Below are 3,665 nucleotides of genomic sequence, written 5' to 3'. Positions count from 1 at the left end.
GTCACATTGCGCAGGCCAAAGGCGATGGTCACGACATCGAATTCATTGTCGGCAAAGGGCAGGGCTTCAGCATTGGCCTGGACTACCTCAAGGTTGCCGGCGATGCCTCGATCCGCAAGGCGATCGCGCCCAACCTGCAACATCGATGCATTGATGTCGGCGAGCACCACCTGACCTTCTGGCCCGACTCGTTTGGCAAAGGCGTATGACAGGTCACCGGTACCGCCGGCTATATCGAGCACTCGGTTACCCGTACGGACACCCGACATCTCGATGGTATAGCGCTTCCATAACCGATGAACGCCGAATGACATAACGTCGTTCATCAGGTCGTATTTGCCGGCAACAGAATGGAACACATCGGCGACCATCTTCTGTTTATCGTCAGCTTTTACCGTCTTGTAGCCGAAATGGGTGGTCTCGTCGTTGGACTTCGCTTCGTGTGAATCAGCCATGGGGTGCTCTACAATGAATAATCGGCGCCATTGTAGCCGTTTCACTCGACGCCTGCACCCAGTTGAAAAGCCCCCCGCGTGATTAGTTTTGCGCTTTATTTGACGGATCGTTAGGCTAGACCCCACTTCAACCAGATACCACTAGAGAGCCAATGCCATGCGTGCTTTTCCTGCTACCCGCTTACGTCGATTACGAGCCCAAGACTTTTCCCGCCGCCTGGTGCGCGAAAACCTATTGAGCGTCGATGATTTGATTTATCCGGTGTTTGTTTTAGACGGCGAAAACCAATGCCAACCGGTTGCTTCCATGCCAGGGGTCGATCGCCTGTCGATCGATCTGCTAGTAGCACGGGCTGGAGAATGGGTCGCACTTGGCATCCCGATGCTCGCGCTGTTCCCAGTCACGCCAGCAGAGCTGAAATCCGAGCACGCCGAGGAGGCCTTTAATCCGGAAGGCTTGACGCAACGGGCCGTGCGCGCCTTAAAGGCGGCCTACCCCGGACTCGGTATTATGACCGACGTCGCTCTCGATCCCTTCACCAGCCATGGCCAGGATGGCATTGTCGATGAGCAGGGTTATGTCTTAAATGATCTGACCACCACGATTCTGGTCAAACAGGCTTTGTCTCATGCCCAGGCCGGCGCAGATGTAATCGCGCCGAGCGATATGATGGACGGCCGCATTGGCGCTATCCGTCAGGCGTTGGAACAAACATCTCACGTCAACACTCTGATCATGGCTTATTCGGCGAAGTACGCGTCGAGCTTCTATGGTCCGTTTCGCGATGCCGTCGGCTCTGCCAGCAATTTGGGTAAGGGTGGCAAAACCACCTATCAAATGGACCCGGCCAACAGTGCCGAGGCCATTCATGAGGTGGGTTTAGATCTTCAAGAGGGCGCTGATATGGTTATGGTGAAGCCGGGCATGGCCTATCTGGATATTGTCTGGCGCATAAAACAGGAATTTGGCGCGCCGACCTTTGCCTACCAAGTCAGCGGTGAATACGCCATGTTACAGGCCGCAGCCCAGAACGGCTGGATCAACCGAGATGAGGTAATGATGGAAAGCCTGCTTGCTTTTAAACGAGCCGGGGCCGATGGCATTTTGACTTACTCGGCTGTTGCCGCGGCCAGACTTCTGGCCTAGGCAGTCACTGCGGGCTGAAGATCACACCGGGCAATGTCCCGGCTTGATCGGCACAATAGCCGATTGACAGGCCATTGTGCCAAAAAGACCCCTACAGCGTCCCACAGTTTTTCGATTCAAAGGTTGGACAGATCGATGTGAATCCGTAAACTGAGTTACTCACTCCTTAAAGAATCTATTGCCCAATGAGCGAAAATATCCTTAGTGTGACCGATGACAGCTTCGAAAACGACGTACTACGTAACGAACATCCCGTATTGGTCGACTACTGGGCTGAATGGTGTGGCCCGTGCAAAATGATTGCACCCGTGCTCGAAGAAGTTGCTGACGAATACGCCGGAAAGCTGGTTGTCGCTAAGTTAAACATCGACGACAATCCAAATACGCCGCCTAAATATGGCATCCGAGGCATCCCAACGCTAATGATTTTTAAGGGTGGCGAAGTCGCCGCGACTAAGGTTGGCGCCTTGTCAAAATCCCAATTGCTTGAATTCATCCAAAGCAATAGTTGATCCTTGGGGTTAGGCGCCTAGGGCGCCTAATTTCAAATAAGTTCTGGACACCTCCTGAAACAGCGCCTATATTGTTCGTTAATCGAACAAAAAAAACCCCCTCAATCCAACCCCAGAGCCTCTGAGCTCGTCCCACGTCAAGCCTATAATCTATGAATCTGAGCGACTTAAAAACTAAAGCTGTACCCGAACTGTTAGACCTTGCCAAAGAAATGGGTTGTGAAAACATCAACCGAACGCGAAAGCAGGATTTAATATTTAGCATACTCAAACGTCATTCCAAAAGTGGTGAAGACATTTACGGTGACGGTGTGCTCGAGATTTTGCAGGACGGCTTCGGCTTTTTACGTTCCGCAACCGCATCCTATTTGGCCGGCCCAGACGACATTTATGTCTCACCGAGTCAGATTCGGCGCTTTAATTTGCGTACCGGCGATACCATAGAAGGTAAGATTCGGCCACCGAAAGAGGGTGAACGTTATTTCGCATTGTTGAAAGTTGATAAGATCAACTTTGAGCCTTTGGAAAACGCGAAAAATAAAATCTTGTTTGAGAATCTCACCCCGCTGTTTCCAGATGAGCGTATGACGCTGGAATCCGGCAATGGTGCGACTGAAGACATGGCCGGACGAATTCTGGACTTGGCGTCGCCGATCGGTAAAGGCCAACGGGGTTTGATCGTATCACCGCCCAAGGCCGGTAAAACCATCATGTTGCAAAACGTCGCGCAGGCAATTTCACGAGCTTGCCCGGACGCCCATCTGATGGTGCTGCTGATCGACGAACGCCCAGAAGAAGTGACCGAGATGCAACGCTCGGTGCGCGGCGAAGTGATTGCATCGACCTTCGATGAGCCACCCGCGCGTCACGTTCAAGTCGCCGAAATGGTGATCGAAAAGGCTAAGCGCTTGGTTGAACACAAGGCCGACGTAATTATTTTGCTCGACTCCATAACCCGTTTAGCGCGCGCCTACAACACCATTGTACCGAGCTCCGGCAAGGTACTCACTGGTGGTGTTGACGCCAACGCCCTAGAACGTCCAAAGCGTTTCTTTGGTGCGGCGCGTAATATCGAAGAAGGTGGCTCTCTCACCATTATCGCGACAGCGCTGGTCGATACTGGCTCGAAGATGGATGAAGTGATTTACGAAGAATTCAAAGGCACCGGCAACATGGAAGTGCATTTGGATCGTAAAATTGCCGAGAAGCGCATCTTCCCATCGATCAACATTCGCCGTTCCGGCACCCGTCGTGAAGAACGCCTGACCTCTGCGTCGGAACTGCAACGTATGTGGATTTTGCGCAAACTGCTAGCCGAGATGGAAGACGTCGCCGCGATAGAATTCCTCATTGGTAAGCTCAAGCAAACCAAAAGCAACGACGAATTCTTCAAGAGCATGAAGGGATAAAACCTCGGTGCGCCATGGCGCAATAAACCTCCCTTAACGGGAGGCTTATAGAGGTTTTATGACTGAAGCTCAGCTTCAGGCCGGGCATCGGTGCGCCATGGCGCAATAAACCTCCCTTAACGGGAGGCTTATAGAGGTTTTA

General features: G+C 52.3%; 4 protein-coding genes. 3 read left to right on the top strand and 1 reads right to left on the bottom strand.

From position 1 onward, the window contains the following. Nucleotides 1-455 (bottom strand): class I SAM-dependent methyltransferase (locus tag AC4FIC_RS00735; RefSeq protein WP_476194792.1); only part of this gene is annotated, 455 nt, incomplete at its 3' end. A 157-nt stretch (nt 456-612) separates the two neighbouring features. Here AC4FIC_RS00735 and hemB point away from each other — a divergent pair. The 3 genes from hemB to rho all read left to right on the top strand — a co-directional run bounded on the left by hemB (nt 613) and on the right by rho (nt 3,523). After that, the gene (gene hemB / locus AC4FIC_RS00730) at nt 613-1,602 is read left to right on the top strand and encodes a porphobilinogen synthase (protein WP_100255678.1); all 990 of its coding nucleotides are present in this window, start codon (nt 613-615) and stop codon (nt 1,600-1,602) included. Nucleotides 1,603-1,787: 185 nt separating this feature from the next. Beyond that, a complete protein-coding gene (trxA, locus tag AC4FIC_RS00725) occupies nt 1,788-2,114 on the top strand; it encodes a thioredoxin TrxA (protein ID WP_100255677.1) in 327 nt (108 codons plus the stop codon). Between the two features lie 152 nt (nt 2,115-2,266). Further along, the gene (rho, locus tag AC4FIC_RS00720; protein WP_100255676.1) at nt 2,267-3,523 is read left to right on the top strand and encodes a transcription termination factor Rho; all 1,257 of its coding nucleotides are present in this window, start codon (nt 2,267-2,269) and stop codon (nt 3,521-3,523) included. Nucleotides 3,524-3,665 lie beyond the last annotated feature (142 nt).

The sequence above is a fragment of the Reinekea sp. genome, from assembly GCF_982785585.1.
Note: the sequence above shows the minus strand (reverse complement) of the source record. Positions and strands in the feature narration are given on the sequence as shown.

Excerpts from the sequence above, each read along its gene's own strand:
- hemB (WP_100255678.1), top strand. The coding sequence starts at position 613 with ATGCGTGCTTTTCCTGCTACCCGCTTACGTCGATTACGAGCCCAAGAC.
- trxA (WP_100255677.1), top strand. The coding sequence starts at position 1,788 with ATGAGCGAAAATATCCTTAGTGTGACCGATGACAGCTTCGAAAACGAC.
- rho (WP_100255676.1), top strand. The coding sequence starts at position 2,267 with ATGAATCTGAGCGACTTAAAAACTAAAGCTGTACCCGAACTGTTAGAC.